The organism is Rhizobium sp. NZLR1 (genome assembly GCF_017357385.1).
Taxonomy (GTDB): Bacteria; Pseudomonadota; Alphaproteobacteria; order Rhizobiales; family Rhizobiaceae; genus Rhizobium.
The window spans coordinates 29,049-45,761 of sequence record NZ_CP071637.1; the positions used below are offsets into that span (position 1 = coordinate 29,049).

18 protein-coding genes and 3 pseudogenes are annotated in these 16,713 nt (G+C 58.0%); 4 read left to right on the forward strand and 17 right to left on the reverse strand.

Going from position 1 to position 16,713, the window contains the following annotated elements; all coding sequences use genetic code 11:
* Window positions 1-39 precede the first annotated feature (39 nt).
* The 8 genes from J3O30_RS31915 to J3O30_RS31950 all read right to left on the reverse strand — a co-directional run bounded on the left by J3O30_RS31915 (window position 40) and on the right by J3O30_RS31950 (window position 6,084).
* Window positions 40-657 (reverse strand): DUF1419 domain-containing protein, encoded by a 618-nt coding sequence (locus tag J3O30_RS31915; RefSeq protein ID WP_207586066.1) that lies wholly within the window; start codon window positions 655-657, stop codon window positions 40-42.
* Window positions 658-757: 100 nt separating this feature from the next.
* Complete coding sequence (locus tag J3O30_RS31920; RefSeq protein WP_246762923.1) at window positions 758-1,858, reverse strand: DUF3991 and toprim domain-containing protein; 1,101 nt, start codon at window positions 1,856-1,858, stop codon at window positions 758-760.
* 309 nt (window positions 1,859-2,167) lie between these two features.
* Window positions 2,168-2,917, reverse strand: a complete 750-nt coding sequence (locus J3O30_RS31925) for a sulfite exporter TauE/SafE family protein (protein ID WP_207586153.1) — start codon at window positions 2,915-2,917, stop codon at window positions 2,168-2,170.
* A gap of 226 nt (window positions 2,918-3,143) precedes the next feature.
* Window positions 3,144-3,731: a hypothetical protein gene (locus J3O30_RS31930; RefSeq protein WP_207586067.1), complete on the reverse strand. Its 588-nt coding sequence runs from the start codon at window positions 3,729-3,731 to the stop codon at window positions 3,144-3,146.
* A 73-nt stretch (window positions 3,732-3,804) separates the two neighbouring features.
* A complete protein-coding gene (locus tag J3O30_RS31935; RefSeq protein ID WP_207586068.1) occupies window positions 3,805-4,263 on the reverse strand; it encodes a transposase in 459 nt (152 codons plus the stop codon).
* A gap of 556 nt (window positions 4,264-4,819) precedes the next feature.
* A complete protein-coding gene (locus J3O30_RS31940; RefSeq protein WP_207586069.1) occupies window positions 4,820-5,389 on the reverse strand; it encodes an alpha-ketoglutarate-dependent dioxygenase AlkB in 570 nt (189 codons plus the stop codon).
* Between the two features lie 17 nt (window positions 5,390-5,406).
* Window positions 5,407-5,556 (reverse strand): hypothetical protein, encoded by a 150-nt coding sequence (locus J3O30_RS31945; protein ID WP_207586169.1) that lies wholly within the window; start codon window positions 5,554-5,556, stop codon window positions 5,407-5,409.
* A 177-nt stretch (window positions 5,557-5,733) separates the two neighbouring features.
* A complete protein-coding gene (locus J3O30_RS31950) occupies window positions 5,734-6,084 on the reverse strand; it encodes a hypothetical protein (protein WP_207586170.1) in 351 nt (116 codons plus the stop codon).
* A 509-nt stretch (window positions 6,085-6,593) separates the two neighbouring features.
* Here J3O30_RS31950 and J3O30_RS31955 point away from each other — a divergent pair.
* Together J3O30_RS31955 and J3O30_RS33555 are read left to right on the forward strand one after the other, a co-directional pair.
* Window positions 6,594-6,860: a DUF982 domain-containing protein gene (locus J3O30_RS31955; protein WP_207586070.1), complete on the forward strand. Its 267-nt coding sequence runs from the start codon at window positions 6,594-6,596 to the stop codon at window positions 6,858-6,860.
* 32 nt (window positions 6,861-6,892) lie between these two features.
* Window positions 6,893-7,171 (forward strand): annotated as a pseudogene (locus J3O30_RS33555) (VOC family protein); the annotation flags it as partial.
* On the opposite strand, the pseudogene J3O30_RS33560 reads toward J3O30_RS33555, so the two are convergent.
* Together J3O30_RS33560 and J3O30_RS31965 are read right to left on the reverse strand one after the other, a co-directional pair.
* Window positions 7,171-7,509 (reverse strand): annotated as a pseudogene (locus J3O30_RS33560) (SOS response-associated peptidase); the annotation flags it as partial. The pseudogenes J3O30_RS33555 and J3O30_RS33560 sit on opposite strands and share 1 nt — an antisense overlap.
* 55 nt (window positions 7,510-7,564) lie before the next feature.
* Complete coding sequence (locus tag J3O30_RS31965; protein ID WP_207586072.1) at window positions 7,565-8,041, reverse strand: hypothetical protein; 477 nt, start codon at window positions 8,039-8,041, stop codon at window positions 7,565-7,567.
* A gap of 370 nt (window positions 8,042-8,411) precedes the next feature.
* On the opposite strand from J3O30_RS31965, the gene J3O30_RS31970 reads away from it, so the two are divergent.
* A complete protein-coding gene (locus J3O30_RS31970) occupies window positions 8,412-8,972 on the forward strand; it encodes a hypothetical protein (protein WP_207586073.1) in 561 nt (186 codons plus the stop codon).
* Between the two features lie 61 nt (window positions 8,973-9,033).
* Here J3O30_RS31970 and J3O30_RS31975 read toward each other — a convergent pair whose 3' ends face one another.
* From J3O30_RS31975 to repA, 7 genes and pseudogenes are all read right to left on the reverse strand, one after another.
* A complete protein-coding gene (locus J3O30_RS31975; RefSeq protein ID WP_207586074.1) occupies window positions 9,034-9,546 on the reverse strand; it encodes an AAA family ATPase in 513 nt (170 codons plus the stop codon).
* Window positions 9,547-9,649: 103 nt separating this feature from the next.
* Window positions 9,650-10,432, reverse strand: coding sequence for a thermonuclease family protein (locus J3O30_RS31980; protein WP_207586075.1), 783 nt, complete (start codon window positions 10,430-10,432; stop codon window positions 9,650-9,652).
* A 111-nt stretch (window positions 10,433-10,543) separates the two neighbouring features.
* Entirely contained in the window at window positions 10,544-10,732 is a 189-nt protein-coding gene (locus J3O30_RS31985; protein WP_207586076.1) for a hypothetical protein, read from the reverse strand.
* A 220-nt stretch (window positions 10,733-10,952) separates the two neighbouring features.
* Window positions 10,953-11,218: pseudogene (locus tag J3O30_RS33565) on the reverse strand (HAD family hydrolase); the annotation flags it as partial.
* A 546-nt stretch (window positions 11,219-11,764) separates the two neighbouring features.
* Complete coding sequence (gene repC, locus J3O30_RS31990) at window positions 11,765-12,979, reverse strand: plasmid replication protein RepC (protein ID WP_207586077.1); 1,215 nt, start codon at window positions 12,977-12,979, stop codon at window positions 11,765-11,767.
* Between the two features lie 154 nt (window positions 12,980-13,133).
* Complete coding sequence (gene repB / locus J3O30_RS31995) at window positions 13,134-14,177, reverse strand: plasmid partitioning protein RepB (protein WP_207586078.1); 1,044 nt, start codon at window positions 14,175-14,177, stop codon at window positions 13,134-13,136.
* A complete protein-coding gene (repA, locus tag J3O30_RS32000) occupies window positions 14,174-15,385 on the reverse strand; it encodes a plasmid partitioning protein RepA (protein WP_207586079.1) in 1,212 nt (403 codons plus the stop codon). The genes repB and repA overlap by 4 nt, the downstream gene beginning before the upstream one ends.
* Window positions 15,386-15,876: 491 nt before the next feature.
* On the opposite strand from repA, the gene J3O30_RS32005 reads away from it, so the two are divergent.
* The gene (locus J3O30_RS32005) at window positions 15,877-16,611 is read left to right on the forward strand and encodes an NYN domain-containing protein (RefSeq protein WP_207586080.1); all 735 of its coding nucleotides are present in this window, start codon (window positions 15,877-15,879) and stop codon (window positions 16,609-16,611) included.
* Window positions 16,612-16,713 lie beyond the last annotated feature (102 nt).

Here is a 16,713-nt window from a genome sequence, read left to right on the forward strand (position 1 = left end):
GCTGCTCGAGCGAGGATGAAATGAGGGCTTGGGAGAGGTTCAGGCTGCTGCGATCTCAGGCAGGTGCCGGAACTGGACGGGCAGCTTTGCGGCGACCTCAAGATCGGTCAGGTCGTCGAGCAGCTTCCAGATTTTTCCCTGCGTCGCGGAATAGACGATGACGATCCGGCGGCCGAGGAAGGCCGGCGTGAAGCGGAGATCTGCATAAGCGCGGAACTCTGTGCCAACAGTGCTCCAGATATGGTCGAGCCTTTCGGTGCGGCTCATGCATCGGGTGGGCGCGTTTTCCCGCGCGATGATCGCCGCGCGCATCTGGTTGATCGATGATGGGTCCGCAAGATCGCAATAGCCGTGGAAGTGCCGCAAACCGCCGTTCAGCCGCAAGGCAAAAAAGACGCTAGCGACGCGGGCGGCGACGAACTCGCACATGGCGAAAGTGTCGCCGCGATAAAAGAGCGGCGGCAGGATTTCGAACATACGGTCGTGGTCGCCCTCGCTGACCTCGAACCATTCGCCGATGTAGCGGCCGCCGGTCGCGCGGTGTCCGTCGGCAGGCGCCTGGGCATGGCGGTTAAAGAGGGAGTACATCTGCTGGCGCGTGGCGACGCCTTCGAGGACCTTGCGCGGTTCGGACGAAATATTTTGAAGATGAGACATGAGCTGCTCCTTTTGAGGGTTGCGGCTGAAAGGACGCCAATCGACCTCCTCTTCAGTCCTTTGATCACCCCTCCCCGCTCGCCGCCTCGCGGGCGCCGTGTCAGGGGCCGCCGTACGCCGGGCGCAGCTTTACCCTTGACCCGGCAGCGCGCGCATGCGGCAGGTCTTCCTCCTGTCGTCTTTCCTTTAGTTCCTCGTTCCAATCGATCGCGTTTGGTCTCAGCCGGACGAAATCGCCGCCGAGGCGATCAGCGATCTGCCTTAAACGATCGGCGTAGGCCTCGCCTTGCGGGTCGGCGTCAGTGGCGGCAACCAGCATCGCTCTTAGCGCAATCGTTTCGATGGCCCGGGCGGTCGATGGCGACCACCCTCCCCCGGTGCTGGCATAGAGCGTGTCGGGTCGGATATCCTCAAGGGCGGCTAGACTGAGGGCATCGATGGCCGCCTCGGTAATGCACACGCGGGTCGCAACCTTACCGCCGAGGCGAAACAGAGTCTTCGATCCACCGGTTGAAAAGCCGCGCCATTGCGGCCCGCGTTCCTCCCAACCGGATAGCGTGCCTGCTTCGTCGTGGTGGGCAAACCAGGCACTGCCCTGCGGGCCCTGCCTGACGATGCCCGTTTCGGCAACGCGCCGCAGCAGCTGCCATGGCAGCGCGCGCGTATCGTGCAGATAGCGCCAGGCCGGTGACAGCCGGAAGAGCCTTGGCCGCCGTTCCCATGTATCCCCGACGGATAGCACGGCCGGGCGTGCCCCGATCCGTCTTGGGGCCGGCATGAGGTCCACTCCTGCGAGGCGGCCAACACGCGCGATCGACGCATTGAACGGAATCTTCTCCAGGAAGACCGCAAGCGCAAACACGTCCCCCTTTTCATCCGAAAGAGGATCAAACCAGCCGGCCCCGCCATGGGTGACGATGACGATCTCGCCGCGCCGGCGGAATTTGACGGCGCGGCGGGAGCTCTCGCGGGCGTCGAGGGCGAACCCCGCATCCACCAATACGGCCCCGCAAGACACGCGCTCGCGCAGTTCTTCGATCTTCTGCCTGTCCATTGTCTTCTCCTTGTTTCTGGCCTTTCGATACGAGAGGGCCACAGCTTTGCCCGGCGCGAAGGCCTGGCGCCGCAAGGGCGCGGTTACAAACGGATCGGAATGGTTTTTGTCCGCGGCGAAGCTTCCCTTGCGGCGGCAGAGGTGCAAGCGCCCACCGCGTCAGGGATCAAAGCCCGTCAGGGGCAAGACTGGCACGGCCAGGCTTGCGCTGTGCGAGAGCCCGGGCCGACAGGCGACGCACGCGGCTGATTGCCGAGATCCGCAGTGGACTGTTTGGAAATGGCGCCTCGTCTAAAAGACGCATGCGCTGTCTCAGTCGGCAGACCACCCGGTCTCACCGGCCTGCTTGGAGAAGGATCGTATTCCGGCCGACCGCAGACGCCTCGGAACGCGACGCGTCGAACACGCGGTCCCTCGATTATTTTTTTAACCGCGTCTGAGCCAGCCTTCGACCGACTAGAGGTAGGGTCTTGCAAAGAAAATGACGGTGGTCAGGAGGGCAACCACGACGGTGATAGCCCGGACAATCTGCGCCGGCAGCCTGCGCCCGAGATGGGCTCCGCTCCAGCCACCCGCAAAGGCACCCGCAATCATCGGCAGGCATTGTTGCCAGGCGATCGCCCCGGCCAGCACAAAGACGATCACAGCCACGGCATTTGCGGCGGTCACCATGACCATGCGGGTTGGATTGAGACTTTTGATATCGCCGCCGCCAAGCAGGCTCCACGCGGCGAGCATCATCAGTCCCACCGCTCCGCCGAAATAGCCGCCATAGATGCCAAGCAGTAATTGGATAAGCAAGACAACCGCGGTCTGCGAGCGTTTAACCCCTTGCAGCCGAATGCCGAGCTTGGGTCCGAGAATGAGCATGGACGTGGCGATGAGCAAGAGCCATGGCAGCATGACGTCGAATGTCGTCGTGGGCGTCAAAAGCAAAAGGATACTGCCGGTGACACCGCCTGTGACGGTGGCAACTGCAATCGGCTTGACCCCGACACCGCATACATCTCTGACGCCCTCACGATAGACCCAGGAGCTTGCCATGCCTCCCGGAAAGAGAGCGAAGGTACTGGTCGCGTTTGCGATCACGGACGGGACGCCAACGGAGATCAGGGCGGGCAGCGACACGAACGAACCGCCACCGGCCAGCGCGTTCATACTGCCGGCGAGGAAGCCAGCCACGAAAAGCAGCAAAAGATCGAGCATGGTCGGAAAAAAACCCCGGGCGACGCGACCATCCGCCTCCGTCTTCGAGGCAAAGGCGGCGATCGTATGGATCACCTTCTAATCAGATCGGTGCCGCGCCCGCAAGAACAGCCGATGCACGGATGAATGCGATGCCTCATGACAGGAGACGTCGAGAAGCCTGCCTGAGACGCGCCGACGAACCTCACACAAATGGCGAGGAAACCGCTTTCGTCCACCGCCTTCGTCATTCGGTATCGAACCGGCGCAACATCGTCTGAAGAGCCCGGTTTTCGTCACGAAGCTTGGCAATCAGGAGACGCTTCAGGCGGCGGTTTTCTGCGTCGAGTGCGCTGAGGTCATCCATGTGGTTGTCTGGTTGCAGCCTTGTCTGGTGATCGTTGACAGGGGTCATCGCCGGGATCGAGGCGGGCTCAGTTTGCACCGAGGCAACGGCGGTCAGCCTCGACGCAGCAGGAGCGCGCCGATGCCGAGGCGTCGGCGCGACAGACTTCCCGGTTGCCGCAGCCTCTGATGAAAGCTCCTGTTTCGCCGCACCAATTCCGTCGGGCAGGATGCCAGCAGGAGGTCCCTGGCGACTATGTTCGGGTGCAGCAGGGAGATCCGGCGACGGGAGGAATGTTTCAGCCGGTTTCGGGTCGTCGATCGTCGGCCTCGCACCCGGATGTCCGGTTTCAGGCAAAATCCCGTCGGCCTCGACCTGTCGGGCCACGGCCTGCAGATCAAGGCTGCCCCAAATGGAAGAGGGTCGTGTCTGGGTTTGCCGCCTGTTCGCCTTGTATTCGACGACGAAGGGGCGTTGTTGTGTTTTCATAATTCGTCAATTTCATCGACAGCGGCGGCCAGTAAATCCTGTCCCGCGCAGCGTCATCGTCAAACGAGGTTGATCAGGTGATCCCGAGCCGCTTGCGCAGTTCGGCGTTTTCGGCGCGGAGTTTTTCGCCAAGCAGCTTGCGCAGCCGGCGATTTTCTTCCTCGAGCTGGATGAATTCGGCAAACTCGTCGTCAACAGCAACTGGGCTGGACGACGTCCCAGACGTTGGTGCAGCGACGGCTTTCTTCCATGTGTAATAGGTTTGGTCGGAGACCGAGGCCGCCCCCACGGCATCTTTCAGGGTTGCCCCACCGGCGACGGCTGCCTCAACCTGCCTGATCTTCTCAAGCTTTTCCGCGTCGCTCAAGCGGCGTAGCCTCGGCTTGTCGCTCTCTTGAACCATGCTTGCAACCTTGCCGGCCGCCGCCTTTTTGGGGCTCGACCGTTTGCCGCGCGCAGCCACCGTCATCTTCTCGATTTCGGGTTTGGTCTCGGTGCTATCCGATCGTGTCGGGAGGTCGTCTTCGATCATGTGATCCTCGTATCGCTGCACACGTTTTCAGCCAGGCGAGCGCAAGAGTCAATGTCGTCTGATCCACGGCCTTTAACTCCGAATGAGATGCTTACGACAGTGACCGTTGAATGCCGAGACTACGAACCTCGAGGGTGGCAGGACAGCTGACGATAACACGCCGGTCTTACGACCGATTTCAACGGCGGCGCGACGGTATTCCCAACGACAGAATACGAGGCCCACATAAGAAGAACCTCACTGAAACCGGACCGGGCGCCGTCCGCACAGGCTTTTGCTTCGATGGATCGGTCGAAATGCGCGCTCTGCACCTTGAAACGGGCGGTCCAGACTCAGGCCATCATATGCTGGTCGAATGGAACCCGAGAACCTGGAAAAAAACACAAGCTGGTCGAGGAAAACTAAACCGGCCAACGTGACGGCCACGCTTCGGTATTTCAGCGCGCGCGCCACACTTTCGATAGGCTGTTCGCCGCGCAACCGCTGTTTTCGCCCGCAGAAGCGACATCAGCGTCGGCCGCCGATTTGAGACGCTTCATTGCGAGGATAATTCCCGTCAGCCGATTTCCCGGAATGTGACCGAATAACGAAGCTGCGGCGGAACGGAATGCTCCCATTCGCTGCGGGCAGGACCCGACAATACATAGGCGGAACCAGGTTCGGCGACAACGGCAGCGCGCTGCCATTTCTCGCCAGCACGGCGCCTCAGTCTGAAGGTGCAGGGCGACAGCAGCGAGATGCCGACCACCCTGCCGTACACCTTCTTGTCCCGGTGCCAGCCGATCGGCGAACCAGGCGCATATTCGGTGACGAGAGCCTGCTGGAGTTGCTCAGGCTCAATGCCGGCAAATGCTGCTGCAATGCTGCGCACCGGTAGGAGGAACGGCGGGATATCGGCGATACGGTTTACCCGCTGGGTGTCAAAATCATACTTCCAGCCATAGGAGATGACCCTTCGCTTGCCCTCGAAGCCATGAAAATCAAATGGCTTCAACGGCAGTAGCGGTATCTGCTGCAGCAGATTCGTCTGCATGGCCGCGGGAACGATTTCGGGCTCGTAGCGAAAACCCTCCGGCAGGGCCGGTGCGGCTGCAGCAAACAGGTCGCCTTGTTCCAAATGATTCATGAGAGCGCTTTCAGGTCTTAATGGACACTCGGTACTTTGACGATCGCGGTGAAGAACCCGGAGGCAACCGTCGTGCGAATCAAGTGGTGCGGGTCGGGCTCAACAACGTCGCGACAATCTTCGAGCCGCTCGTCCGAGACCGTGATGCTGTGCAATTCTTCCATCATCTACCCTTTCCAAGAGTGCGGACGATTGTCGGCAATGATTTATCGAGCTCGTGCTCTGCGACCTGAGAAGGCCAGAAGCCCCTCGCGCTGCATCTTCCTTTCAGTGTCGGCTTTGCCTGTTCGAATGTGTTGTCTCTGACGATGACTGCATGTTCTGCCTTTTTCTTGTTGTCAGCTTTAGCCTAATTGCTCGGCGATGATGGCTTTCAGTTCCGCGCGGGTGAGCAGGCAGGGATAGGGTCTCCAGTTCTTGTCCGGCCGGTCGATAGCTTCGCCGCGGTCGCGCGGCTCCAGCGCCGCCGGCGCGGCGGCAGTATTTACTTTGTTCAATTGCAGTCCTTCTTCGGCCACGGCGGGAAAGTGCGCGATAACGCGAGGGCTTGTCGACGTTCGGGGGAACGTGCGCCGTTGCTGTATGATTATGTGAGTGATGCCATGCCGCAAAGGCCATTCGTTTTCCAGGAAATCGATCTCATGGACCCGCCCGGTGACGATCCAGCTGCAATGCGGCTTGGAGCGTACCTTCACAGGCGCCTACGATGCTCTAGGAAGAAGTGCCGCTCAACGATGTAACGAGCCGTAACCCGCGTTCGAAACTACCGGGGGAATTCAGCCAGAAAACAAAGGGGAGGCCAACCTCGCGTCCCGCACGTTACGCATCGAGCGCCCGTTCAATGCGGGCGTCGATATACGGCGCGGTGCGTCCGATACTGTTGCGACGACCGTGTCCGACGCGGTCTCGGCCTCAATGCTCCTTGGATTTCAAACAGATGACAGTGAATCGATGTGCTGGCCATGAGGCCGCAGATGCAATCTGACCAGAACCTCGTCATTCGGTCGTCCTGCCGTCGGCCATCATCGCAACAAAGGCCGATGCGGCTTAGGGCGCTCCGATACGAAATCGAAGTGCGCCCACTCCTCCGGCAGAATACCTTCACACACGGTCACGCCGGGTAACCAATCGTCAATTACGAATTTTGAATACACGCGTATATTGCCCTTCTGGTTTGCCATCCCTGCCTGGGGGGTCGAGAACAATGAACTGGGACACATCGTCGGCTTTCACGCCCGTTGGACTTGCTCTACGCGGTCAGCCAGCGCACAAGATCATACGCACGCTTGGCGACGCAGCGTATGTCCTGATCAAGGACTGGCCTTCCGATGATGGCGAAGAATATGTGACTGCGGTAAAGGCTTGCGTCGACGCGATCAGTGGTCAGATCGCCCCGGAGCAATTTTGGGACGCGTTTTTGCGTGCCGCTGATGAGGCGGGAATCGCCGCGCTAACTGTCGTTCACCGATGACAACTGGGGAGGAAGCGACAAAAAGGCACCGATTGCAGCTGAGATTGGAACTATTTGTCGAAGCGCCTGAGACATCGGTCGATTTCTATCGGCGGGTTTTGGGCTTCGACGTGCAGGGCTCGGCAAGCACGGGATACACCCTGCTGACAAACGGTGAAGCCGTGATCGCGATCAATTCGCGAAGCGCCCTTTCGAATGATCATCCGTTGCGGCTCGAAACCGGCGAGAAAGCGGGGCTCGGCATCGAGATCGTCCTGAGCGTCGCTGATATCGAAGAAGCCTATCGAACGGCGAAGGAGAGTGGCTGGCCACCGAACCACTTCTTCCAGTGCGGCAGATTGAGATTTCGGATATTTGTGGTGCCCTTATCCGGCTCCATCCGGATGAGCATCTCCATATCGACCGGCTTGGCCTTCTGCCGCAATTTTTCGGCTCGGGCTTCAGCCGCCTGCTTGATCGCGAAAAACGGCGATGGCAATCCCCACCGCGCGTGCACAAGCTGCTTGCGGCCATCGGCTGTGTTGCGGACGATTGGTCCCATCTGGTCCGGGTTCATTTGATAAGCGGGCATCAGGTTGATCAGGCTCTCGACGTCTTGAGCCCATTTGCTGACCCAATCCTTGTCTTCCATGCGGTAGAGATTGCACATCGGGCAACGACCTCCCCTTCGCGTTCGGGATAGCCTATGCATTCCTGACGAGACGTCAAATGCTCCCCTGAGGCCTCGTGTCGTCGCCGATGCCAGGGTCAGTTCCTTCGTTTGCAAAGAACTCCGCTTCATGCGCCCAATCAGCCTCAGCCTCTTCGATCTCGTTGGGAGACAGGTGGTAGACAACGAGCTTGTCCAGGACTTCTTCCACATCCTGGTCCATTCTGAGCAGATCGGTTGATTTGCCCATGTGGCCGCGCTCGCCGAAATAGTCGAAGCACATGCCCCAGACTGCATCGCGAAGCTCAAGAATCTTCTTCGTCGTCTCCGGCGAGAAGTACGGCTTGTCACCGAAATCGAGCGCATCGGATACATCTCGCGCTTGACGCGACAGAGCTTCCGACCGAGACCTCGAACCGTCTTCCGCGAAAACGTCATAGCACTGCCTGCCGACGTGCTCCGCGTAGACCGCGATTTTCATGACATCGTTCGGCGAGACGTGCTGATCGTTTCTGAACAAAATCGTGGGCACGCGGAATCCTCCGTGTTCGCATGTATCGACCGCCTCAGGGATGTTCCCATTTTGTTCTTTTCGAAGAAGGAGTCAAGAGCCCTTTCTGTCGAGAGTGTAAGGACGGCTGTGAGATCGGCATTGGCGGCGAGAATCCGCGTTATTGTCGGCCAACTCGATATTCCGTCAGCATCCCGTCAGCACGCCAACCGGCCGATGGCGCGGGCGACGAGAGCGGTGAATTCCAAGAGGGATTTAACTTGCTGAAAACATTTTCATGAAACAAACGACGAATTCATCTATCGGGAAATGGTCGATTTCTGCGATGTCATGCCAGCCGCAAATTAATCGCCCCTGAGAAGCGCGACACGCTCTCTTTTCGGAGAATGGAATGATTACACGACGCTCCGCTTTGATCGTCTTGGCTGGCGCTGCACTGCCTGGCGGAGCTTGCGCAGAGAATCCTGCTCCCGACGGTGACAGCATTCCCAAGCCGCTTTCTTTCGGGGTAGCTCAGTTCCCCAGTAATTTGGACGCCGATGTCCTCGCCTTGATGGCCTCATATGGCGAAGGCGACAGCCAAACAAAATTCGTCATCGAATTCCAAAGCGAGTCCCACGGCACGTTCCGCCATGTTCCGGGATCGCACCCGGCACGCTTTTTTGAAGAACTGGGAAAAACGTTGATGGCAGACGCACGACGCCTCTCGGACGAAAAACAGGAAACATTGCCGTTCGATACGGTATTTCTTGGACCACCGACCATCCAGTCTCCCGGCGGCGGTTACGGCGGCGCTCCAGGAGACTGGTACACCACCAAACTTTTTCTGGGCCAGGACCAGTCTGAACTCTACTTTAATTTCAACCTGGTGTCCGGCTTAGCGGAGTTCGGCATCAAGGACGAGGACTATGGCAACGCTGTCCTCTCCGAACTGTCCAAAGTAATCTGGTAGGATTTTTTTCAAAACGCTCTCAGTTCCGCAATGAAAATCGCTAGGCATGAGCTAGCGCTGCCTAGCGGGTAATTGTGAGGCTCAAGACATGCGAGACTGCATGCTCTACCGACATAACCGAGGTGTCTAAAATCTCACATCCATGCGCTTGCGCCTCCAGCCTAAGATAATTCGCCCAGTTCATCATGTCGGAATTAGCAAGTTCGGGCTGCCCCCGGTCGACAGTCAGCCGAGCAGCTCTGGTGGTATCATCGCAGTCGACGAGGATCGGGACGTAGTCGTGCCAAGCTGCGGCGACCGCCCCCTCAGCCAGGAACGAGAGCCGAGTTTGACCTTCAAAGACGACCCTCCGTCCTGACTTGGTGATTTCAGCGATCCTCTTCATCCACTCCACTGTCTTCGCGAATTGCCAAGCTTCGCCTGATCCGTATTCCCGTATCATGTCCTCCGCGCTCGGCACGCCTAACGCGTCGAAGAAGAGAACGTCAACGTTATCGAGGGACCGCTCAGCTATAGCCCGAGCGATAGTCGTTTTGCCGGAGCCCGATGCTCCGATCAAAATAGGCACAGGCATCTTCGGGTCCTCGATCAGCTCAATGAAGCAGGGTTGCACGGGCAGGATACAATGCAAATGCTGATTGCTTCAATGAGTGATGTTGCGTCCGATTTCGCGACGCCTATGCCTTGCACCATGGTCTCGGCGTCGGCGGGCAGCTCGTTCTGCCGCACACGAATGGCACGGCAAGGCCCTCTCCGATCAGGATGCTCCCGACATCCTTCCCGTCGACCAGCAGCATGCCGCAAGAACGCCCGTGGTTGCACTTCTTCGTACCCTCAGTGCCTGGCGCACACGCGCACGCGACCTTCGTCAGCCGGGCACTGCCGCTGGCGACCAATTCCCGAAGCCGTGCCGACGCCCGCTCGCCCTGTTGGCGCTCATAGTCGCATTGCGGCGAGAAAACCTCCGGCGTGTTGAAGCCGACCAAGCGGGTTCCGGCGGCATCACCGACGACGCGGACGGTGTCCCCGTCGGTCACGGCGAACTGCTGGGCCAGCGAAACCGTCGCTGTCGCCGGAGTTGACGGAAGTTGCCCGCGCCCAAATTCGAACACCTGCTGGGCGACGGCCACAGCAGCAACAATCAGAAATCCAATTGCCAGCCTTTCAAAACGCCATTTTAGTCGTCTACCTACTCTGTCAAAACGAGGCACGAGCATTTTCTTATGTTGGCGGCGAGATCGGGGAAAGGGAACGACCGTGGATTGGGATGGGAGCGCCTTGTCAGGCTCCCCCAGAATCTCGAAAACCTTCCGCCATTGTTTGTCGGAGAGGCGAGCCTGGCCGCCGGAGCGCTGAAGGCGAGCGTGGATGTCTTCCATGAATTTCCGCTGCCAAGCCGTCAAGTTCTGGCGACGCAGCGCTGTTTCAATTTCTTGTCGTAGGTTTCCGGCCGGGTCCATGGCTATATCGCTTCGTGCGGATAGCCACACCTAAGCAGGAAGACCGGAAGAAACAATAAACTGACGTTCATTTACCAGCCAGGGATGACGGATCTCGGCCCATCCCGGACGTCAGTTGGCCGCTACGTCATTCGCGACATCGTGGAGCTTGACCGCTGAATCTTGGCTTGCCCACTTAACTAAATTCCTCACGCTCTTCATCCTGAGATCGGCCTGCACGTCATCGCAATCCTCTTCGCCCAATATGGCAAGCGCTGCGTCGATACGCTGAAACACCTCCACTTTAGTCAATTTGCTCATCGTCGTTGCTCCGTGTCATTTGAAGCAAAATATTGTGGCAAAGCGGCAAATGTCATCGTCTTGAACGCGAATATACCTACTTTTCAACGTTATCCCCACTATCCCCGACTGTAGCACCTTCGCGATGGGGAGGACGGTTCAGAATGTTATAGTCTTATCGCGCTTTGAGGCCGAGACGTTTGTCCGCCTTCGGTCCCGAGCGGTCATTGCCGCAATCTTTTCATTTAACAGTGCCAGCGGTCACGGCGGCAAGAATGAGGTTGCGGACAGCGTTGAGGTCGCTGGCAACGCCGGTGCATAGAGAGTAAATTTCCGGCGTTGGGCTAAGAAGGTCGGGGACCATAAAGGTCATCATTCCGGCTGCTCAGGCAGAGCGAACACCATTGAAGGAATCTTCTAACGCGAGGCATAGGGCGGGATTTACTCCAAGTCTCTTCGTCGCAATTAGGAACGGATCAGGCGAGGGCTTACTTGCGCGTAGTCCCCGTGTACATGCTGGGCTTCGCGGAGCAGTCGGACGATGCTTTGCCCGCGGGGTCACACACAGTTCGCCACAAGTGCGCCTATTCGCACCACATCCGATAACCCGCGCCCAGCGCTGGGTATTCGCTATTGGGAATTCAATGCCGTCTCTGTCGTCTTTAACCGTATGAACAGAGTTGGTGGTTGCGTCCGAAGAGCCCGCCGGTCGACGACGGCCACGGCGGCGCGCTGTTGGTGAGAAATCCTCCGGGGCCAAGGCCAGGTACCCAAAAACTCCGAATTTTCAGTATCTTGACGTGGTTAGTCGCAACTAACAGCGGTTCACCGGAACAGCACTTCAGAATAGAGAACCCGTCCATTAAAAAGAGACGCCCTTATGCGGATTTTGTCCTCATACGTCGGATTGAAATTGCCCCGCACGCGCTATAATAAGGCACGTCTCGCCCTGCACAGGTGGCATTATCTGCCGTAGTCGTGGATCGCCATCGCCATCAGCTAATATTCCCGACTTTTCAAATGCTTAGGCCGGTTAGTCGCAACTAACACGAATTACACCGCATGCAGGGCCTTCTCGCCGTTGTTACGAAGTAATGCCATGACAACCGGGCCGAGAGAAAACTCACCCCTCCCCGCTCGCCGCGTCAGGTCCCGCAGATAACCGCCTGGCGAATTGATCAGACTTGCGCGCTCAAGAATACAACCAACGGCGACCGCTGCGTTTTCCGGTCCCATGACCTCGCAGGCATCTTGATAGGCGGACGGGCTGATCCCCAGCATTGATCTGACCACTACGGCGGCCGACATGAGGTCTCGCCAGCTTCCCACTGCTCCGCTGGGCCCGTAGTCGGCCATCTGCTGGCAGGCCTTCAGCACAATACCAAGCGGGAAAGCTTTTAGCGGTTCAACACCTGCCCTGCCGGACTTGCTCGGCTTTGCGCCCTGCTCTTTTTCAGAGCTAGGTTCAAGTTCATTGAAGGATTCGGGATTTGAATTCTGTATGTGCTGCTCAATATGAGCAGCATTGGTGCTGCTAAAATGTGAATTCGACTGATTATCCAATTGATTAAGGACCTCTTCGCGAAGGATCTCCATCTCGTCGAGAATATCTGTTACGTCTGTCATGGTTGGAGAGCGCGGAATGCGGCCGACAAGCTCTACGTACATTGCTTCAACAGCGGCCCAGTTGCCGTCGGCGCCCTCCTCCATTGCCGCCGAAATAAGCTTTCGAACGTCCCTGCGGCAAATAGTCAGGTTCTCCTTGGCTTTCCTGAAGGCCGAACGCGCCGCGACGACTTTCTGCGCGACGAGGGCCAACTCTTCCGATCGGGCAAGGATTGGCGACAGGTCGAACCCGAACGCGTTCTCGATCTCGCCAGCGCCATTCTTCCGAGCGTAACGTTTGCCGTTGGCGCTGTCTTTCCGGACGATCAGTCCGCATTCCACGAGCAATGCAAGATGGCGACGAAGTGTCGCCCCGGCCATGCCGTGGGCGCGAAGAATCAATTGTGCGTTTGAAGGAAACACGACCAACTGTGCGTCCTGGCGCAATTCGTTTTCCGGGTAGAAACTCAGCAGCGCGTCAAGAACAGCGAGGCTGTTGGACTGCAGACCAAGCTCTTCCCGTGCTTCGGAAGCGTCCCGGAAAACCTTCCACTTCTCGACCGATTTGCCGGCCTTAATCTCGTTTGTGGCAAGCTGCCGCTTCACAAGAGCGAGCGTCATCGGCCGCCGCCCAAAGGGCGTCGTCACACTTCCAGTCTGCATCGTCTTTCACCTTTCAAAAGGCAAAAGAAATCGGCTCACCAAATCGGCGCCAAGACTCTTGACGAATATTCGTGGAAGTGCGATTCTCAGGGTGCTTAGATCTGAAAGAGGTTTCCACGACGGCGACGTTTTGGGGGCCTTTTTCTTTTTCCGCTTAATCTCCGTTGTTCAACTGGTCTGTAGCGCCGCTCTTGGAGCGATGCTCCTCAAAAAGTGCGGGCAATCGTTCAAGGACGAAGGTTGCGAAATCAGGCATCTCGCGTCGATCGATCGAGAGGTCCAACTTTGTTTTGCTCTTCGTCACCTGCGCCAGACGCACGCCCGCGGGCGTCGTCAAAAGGTCTGGAAGGCCTCGCTTTGCTAGTGCCGGTTTAAGGTGGGCGACAAGCGACTTGAACCGGTCGGGTGAGGGCAGGGCTTTCGCCTCCGCCGATCGCAAGAAGGTCGAGGCCTGCTCAAGGTCACTGTCGCGCCCCACAAGATCGGCGAGACCCACCCAACTTTTCAGCCCGATCCCGGGCGCCGAGCCGATGGCATCGATAATATCCGTGGGAATGCGGGCCACGACCGACAGCATGTTCGACAGATCGCTTTTGTAAATGGACAAAGCCGCCATCACGACATCTCTCGAAAATTGCTCGTTCAGCCGAGAGGCGAAGCGGGCCTTTTCGATGAATGTGAGGTCTTGGCGCTCATTATTTTCCTGGCCCTGGGCAATAACGAGTTGCTCGTCGGTCAAGTCCCTGACGATCGCCCTGACGGGACGGTTTAGTTCCGTGACCGCACGCAGTCGACGGTGTCCGAATGCGACTTGGTACCGCCCCGGCGTTTCCGGATGCGGGCGCACGAGGATTGGTATCTGCTGGCCTTGTTCACGGATTGCTTCAACAAGGCCATCAATTTCGCCCGGCATACGGTCCTGAACGAAAGACGGATCGATCGTATCGGTGTCGAGCTCGATGATGGTTTGGCCTTCAGCCAGGCGCCTTTCAATTTCTTCGGCACGCTCAAAACGCGCCTTGCCCTCTGCGAAAGCGCCTCCAACCTGGCTGGTGAGACGAGACGATGCCGGCGTTGCCCCTTCGGTTGGGGCTGTGCCGAGCAGTGGGAGAATGCTTCGGCTCTTAACTGGTCTTTCAACCGGCGCTGCGACGGCACCTGATGGTATCGGGGCCCGGAGGATATCCTTCCTGCTCATGGTTTTCTTCCCCATGCTTTCTTGATCAGCGATTCGATCTCATCGTTGACGTTGTTCATCGCCTCCAACGCGCGATCGTAGGTGGCGCGGGTGAATTGGCCTCTTTCAACTTCGAAAAGGGTCTGGTTCGTCAGTCCCGCATCCGAGACGGCCGTCGTCTTCAGCATCGGGAAATTCAGGACATTTTCCCCGAAAATAGCCCGCAAATAGCCGACCATCTGGTTCTGTGGCCCGTCACTCGGCTCGAAACGCGTCACGAGATAGCGCATCCAGTTATAATCGAAGCGCGCGCCGTGGGAGGAGATCTCCCGAAGCAGGTCCGAGGTCATCGACAAGAACTGGTTCATCGACATCACGTCGAGCATCTGTGGATGCACGGTGATCAAAACAGACGTTGCCGCGGTCAGGGCTGATAGCGTGAGATAGCCGAGCTGCGGCGGGCAATCGATCACGACGACGTCGTAATTCGGCGCCACCTGGTCGAGCACTTCGCTGATCCGGTGGAAGAACATCGTATCGCCGACCTTCCGCTTCATCAGCGCGCGCGGCGTATCGTGTTCGAACTCCATCAGCTCGAGATTGCCTGGGATCAGATGAAGATCGGGAATATAGGTGGCGCGGACGATTTCGCCCATTGGACGGGCGTCGTCGTAGCGTATCGCACCGTAGAGCGTCTCGTTTGCACCGACATCTGTCTCGGGTTGGTTGCCAAAGAGAGTCGACAGGCTAGCCTGGGGGTCAAGATCGATGGCGAGTACGCGGTAGCCTCGCAGAGCAAGATATTGAGCGAGGTGAGCGGCAGTTGTCGTCTTTCCGGAACCGCCTTTGAAATTCATGACCGAGATAACCTGCAACGCTTCATCGTCGCGACGGTGTGGGAGATAGCGGCGATTGCCACGGCCCACCTGGTCGAGATGCTTGCGGATCTTGTGCATGTCCTCGACAGAATATGACCGGCGGCCGGTCGGACTGGTGCTGACCTCAAGACCCTCTAGCTCGTTTGCGAGCTGACGGAGATATACTTCTTTCACGCCGACCAGTTTTGCCGCCTCTGCCGGCTGAAAGGTGCGGATGCCTTTTTCCGCCGTGGGGGGAAAAGTCGCGAGCTGATGCTCTTGCAGTTGCGCCGACAAGGAACGAGAATGGCGTTCAATCAAGCCCATCAGGTCTTCTTCTTTTGGCGGTAATTGTGCAGCGATTTTGGGCATCCCCGGACCTGATTTCTTGAAATAGCGCTTCTGAACGGAATTTCCTAATCACTCCGCTGCTGACAATAAGCAACGATTCTAACAGGCTGGCAAGCTATTTAGGGTTAACAAATCCTTAACGCTGCTGGTCGCTTGCGCCAGGAGATCCTCATATTGTTCTTCGAGAACAAGCGGTTATCGACGCCACGTCGCCGACCGTGGATTTCGGCCGTACACTGGATTCTTTCAACCAAAAGGGGCCCTGGACCCATTTTGGGCTGGCCGTGGCCCGACATGTGTCTCATCCTCACAAACCCGACGGTTCAATCGCGAGAATCACCGCCTACTGCGATTTCGCGCGCGGCATGGTTCCATGCTCGCCGTATCGCAGAGGCCACTCTGTCGAACGGGGTCCGCTCATAGTGGATCAGCCCCATCCGTGACGAGCCGGCTTGACTGCGTGCACACGATCCTGCTGATAACGTCCAACCGCTGCTGAAAAGGAGACCGAAATGCCAGCTGAAATCCGGTCACCGCGACTGGCGGTCTTGATAGATGCCGACAACGCCTCGTCCAAGATCGCCGATGGATTGTTTGAGGAAGTCGCCAAGATCGGTGAGGCAAGTGTGCGTCGGATATACGGCGATTTCTCGGGCACTAAATCTAAGGGCTGGGCCGACGTCCTGGCAAAACATGCCATCATTCCGCAGCAACAGTTCGCTTACACGACGGGCAAAAATGCCTCGGACATCACTTTGGTAATCGATGCGATGGATCTGTTGCATAGCGGCCGGTTCGATGGCTTCTGCCTTGTTTCCTCAGACAGTGATTTTACCCGGTTGGCGGCCCGCATCAGGGAACAGGGGATAGATGTCTTCGGGTTTGGCGAGCAGAAGACGCCGGAGAGTTTCCGCCAGGCGTGCCGCCGGTTCGTCTACACAGAGAATTTGCTGCCGGGAAAGGCCAAAGACGAAGGCGATGCGGCTTCGACCGACAAGCCCTTGCAGCCGCCGAGCGCGGCAGTTCCGTTGATCAAGAAGGTGCTGTCGCAGGAGGATGCCGATGATGGCTGGGTCAATCTCGGCACTGTCGGAAAACAATTGCTAAACTTGGCACCAGATTTCGATCCGAGAACCTTCGGCTTCAAGAAACTCAGCGATCTCGTTCGGAAGACGAACCAGTTTGACATTCAACAGGGGGAGGGCGCTGGATTTAAGATTCGCGCTAAGCGGTCGAGGAACAAGTGAGGTGCGTATTCTGATAAAGGCAAGCCTGCACAAACGGACTATGAAATGGTACCCGTTGATTGGGTCGCGGTTGGCTTCTTGGGACATACTCCCTTGATCGCC

Excerpts from the sequence above, each read along its gene's own strand:
- J3O30_RS31915 (WP_207586066.1), bottom strand. The coding sequence starts at position 657 with ATGTCTCATCTTCAAAATATTTCGTCCGAACCGCGCAAGGTCCTCGAA.
- J3O30_RS31925 (WP_207586153.1), bottom strand. The coding sequence starts at position 2,917 with ATGCTCGATCTTTTGCTGCTTTTCGTGGCTGGCTTCCTCGCCGGCAGT.
- J3O30_RS31930 (WP_207586067.1), bottom strand. The coding sequence starts at position 3,731 with ATGAAAACACAACAACGCCCCTTCGTCGTCGAATACAAGGCGAACAGG.
- J3O30_RS31935 (WP_207586068.1), bottom strand. The coding sequence starts at position 4,263 with ATGATCGAAGACGACCTCCCGACACGATCGGATAGCACCGAGACCAAA.
- J3O30_RS31940 (WP_207586069.1), bottom strand. The coding sequence starts at position 5,389 with ATGAATCATTTGGAACAAGGCGACCTGTTTGCTGCAGCCGCACCGGCC.
- J3O30_RS31945 (WP_207586169.1), bottom strand. The coding sequence starts at position 5,556 with ATGATGGAAGAATTGCACAGCATCACGGTCTCGGACGAGCGGCTCGAA.
- J3O30_RS31955 (WP_207586070.1), top strand. The coding sequence starts at position 6,594 with ATGAACTGGGACACATCGTCGGCTTTCACGCCCGTTGGACTTGCTCTA.
- J3O30_RS31970 (WP_207586073.1), top strand. The coding sequence starts at position 8,412 with ATGATTACACGACGCTCCGCTTTGATCGTCTTGGCTGGCGCTGCACTG.
- J3O30_RS31975 (WP_207586074.1), bottom strand. The coding sequence starts at position 9,546 with ATGCCTGTGCCTATTTTGATCGGAGCATCGGGCTCCGGCAAAACGACT.
- J3O30_RS31980 (WP_207586075.1), bottom strand. The coding sequence starts at position 10,432 with ATGGACCCGGCCGGAAACCTACGACAAGAAATTGAAACAGCGCTGCGT.
- J3O30_RS31985 (WP_207586076.1), bottom strand. The coding sequence starts at position 10,732 with ATGAGCAAATTGACTAAAGTGGAGGTGTTTCAGCGTATCGACGCAGCG.
- repC (WP_207586077.1), bottom strand. The coding sequence starts at position 12,979 with ATGCAGACTGGAAGTGTGACGACGCCCTTTGGGCGGCGGCCGATGACG.
- repB (WP_207586078.1), bottom strand. The coding sequence starts at position 14,177 with ATGAGCAGGAAGGATATCCTCCGGGCCCCGATACCATCAGGTGCCGTC.
- repA (WP_207586079.1), bottom strand. The coding sequence starts at position 15,385 with ATGCCCAAAATCGCTGCACAATTACCGCCAAAAGAAGAAGACCTGATG.
- J3O30_RS32005 (WP_207586080.1), top strand. The coding sequence starts at position 15,877 with ATGCCAGCTGAAATCCGGTCACCGCGACTGGCGGTCTTGATAGATGCC.